The 1,506-nt window shown below is 47.7% G+C and carries 1 protein-coding gene; it reads right to left on the reverse strand.

Annotation, left to right across the window (positions count from 1 at the left end; genetic code table 11):
- The coding region (gene glgX, locus ACJ751_RS22215; RefSeq protein WP_407747724.1) for a glycogen debranching protein GlgX at window positions 1-1,506 on the reverse strand (1,506 nt) is incomplete at both ends.

A 1,506-nucleotide genomic window follows, 5' to 3' on the forward strand; every position in this document is an offset into this window, starting at 1 on the left:
CGCCACATCTTTTGTATAGTTATCATCCTTTAACTCGTTGCCATCAGGCAGGAACCATTCAATGTCTTTCAGGTTGATCTCTTTTATCAGGTGGCCCCTGAACCAGCGGCGGCGGCAAAACACCGGGTGGTTCCGGCGCAAGTGGATCAAGTGCCGGGTAAACTCCAGCAACCCGGTATCTGCTTTTTTCCAGTCGATCCAGGAAATTTCATTGTCCTGGCAATACGTATTGTTGTTCCCGTTCTTGGTACGGCTTATTTCATCACCACTCAGGATCATAGGTACTCCCTGCGACAGCAGCAGGGTGGTGAGCAGGTTTCGTTTCTGCTGTTCACGCAGTTTATTGATGCCGGCATCATCAGTCGGCCCTTCAACCCCACAGTTCCAGGAATGGTTTTCCTGGTCCCCGTCTTTATTGTCTTCCCCGTTTGCTTCATTGTGTTTTTCATTATAGGAAACCAGGTCGTTGAGGGTAAAGCCATCATGCGCGGTGATGAAATTGATGCTGGCGGTGGGAAAGCGGTAATCACTTTGATACAGGTCGGCGCTGCCGGTAAAGCGTTCGGCAAATTCATGAAGCATACTGTCGCCCCCGCGCCAGTAATCACGCATACAATCCCGGTACTTTCCATTCCATTCAGCCCAGCCGGGTGGAAATTTCCCCACCTGGTACCCCCCTTCACCAATATCCCAGGGTTCAGCGATCAGCTTTACCTGCGAAATCAGGGGGTCCTGGTAGATGATTTCAAAGAAGGAACTGAGGCGGTTCACATCGTGCAACTCACGGGCAAGCGTGGCTGCCAGGTCGAACCGGAACCCATCCACATGCATGTCAGTGATCCAGTAACGCAGGCTGTCCATAATCAGGCGTAACACACCTGGCAGATAAGCATTCAGCGTATTACCGGTGCCGGTATAGTCCATATAATAGCGCTTATCTTCTGTAAGCCGGTAATAGGCTTCGTTATCGATGCCTTTGAAGGATAACGTAGGCCCCATGTGATTGCCTTCAGCGGTATGGTTATACACTACATCCAGGATCACTTCAATACCTGCTTTGTGCAATTCCTTCACCATATTTTTAAACTCCGTCACCTGTTCGCCTTTTACTCCGCTGGAAGAATAACGTACATCGGGTGCAAAAAAGCCAATGGTATTATAGCCCCAGAAATTCGTCAACCCTTTTTCAATCAGGTGGCGGTCGCTCACAAAATGATGCACGGGCATCAACTCTACTGCAGTTATGCCTAAATCTTTAAGGTACTTAATGGTAACAGGATGTGCAATGGCAGCAAATGTTCCTCTGATGTTATCTGGAATATCCGGATGCATCATGGTGAAACCTTTCACATGCATTTCATAAATAATACTTTGATGGTAAGGTATTTTCGGAAATTTATCACCCTCCCAGTCAAAATTATCGTCAATTACTACTGATTTTGGTAAAAATGGTGCACTATCCTGCTCGCTAAAGCTCATGTCTTCCACAGGATCACCAGGCTTATA

It is taken from the genome of Niastella sp. (assembly GCF_045805085.1).
GTDB lineage: Bacteria > Bacteroidota > Bacteroidia > Chitinophagales > Chitinophagaceae > Niastella.